Raw genomic sequence first — 672 nt, forward strand, 5'->3', positions numbered from 1 at the left:
CGTTAAGCGGATAAAAATGGTTGGCTATAATCGCGAAGCGATGGTCAACTGTTTTTATTCCGTTTAAACGACTTGTTAGAGCTACGTTACGCGTGCCAATTTATATCAATTTTTTTATGTGTTGCAACACAGTCCCGTAAATAAAGATTTATAAGGCTTTGATAAGGTACGCCAGATTCTTCTGCCATACCTTTAAAATAAGAGATAACATCTTCTCCAAGACGCATCGTCACCGGTTTTTTCAATTTACTAGCGTATGGATTTTTACGTGATTTCATTGTAGATAAATCATATTCTGCTTTCATAATTAATGCCCTCGCTGATAGTTTTTACTTTCATTTTTAGTTGCTTTTCGAGCAGAAATCAATCTAATAGTATTTCCATCGTCGCGTTCACAATGGCAAATAAGTAATAGATTCGTTTCATTACTCATTCCAAGCATTAAAAAACGATCTTCAGTATCGGAGTTCTCTTGATCAAAGAACTGCAATGCGAAATCATCAAAAAATACGGATTTAGCTTCCTCAAAAGAAACACCGTGCTTTTTGACATTTGTTACAGCTTTCGCTGTATTCCATTCGAATTTTATCATATGTACATTGTATGTACGTGGAGGGTAAATGTCAAAGTAGCTCTAACGCCCACATTAAGCGGACAGAAATTGGGCGATAC

General features: G+C 36.0%; 2 protein-coding genes. Both read right to left on the reverse strand.

Features of this window, described 5'->3' with window-relative positions:
- Nucleotides 1-86 precede the first annotated feature (86 nt).
- On the reverse strand, nucleotides 87-305 hold the full coding sequence (locus CXF74_RS21555; RefSeq protein WP_101084662.1) for a CopG family antitoxin: 219 nt from the start codon (nucleotides 303-305) through the stop codon (nucleotides 87-89).
- Nucleotides 306-307: 2 nt separating this feature from the next.
- Nucleotides 308-592 (reverse strand): BrnT family toxin, encoded by a 285-nt coding sequence (locus tag CXF74_RS21560; RefSeq protein ID WP_101084663.1) that lies wholly within the window; start codon nucleotides 590-592, stop codon nucleotides 308-310.
- Between the last annotated feature and the right edge of the window lie 80 nt (nucleotides 593-672).

The organism is Psychromonas sp. Urea-02u-13, from assembly GCF_002835995.1.
Classification (GTDB): Bacteria; Pseudomonadota; Gammaproteobacteria; order Enterobacterales; family Psychromonadaceae; genus Psychromonas.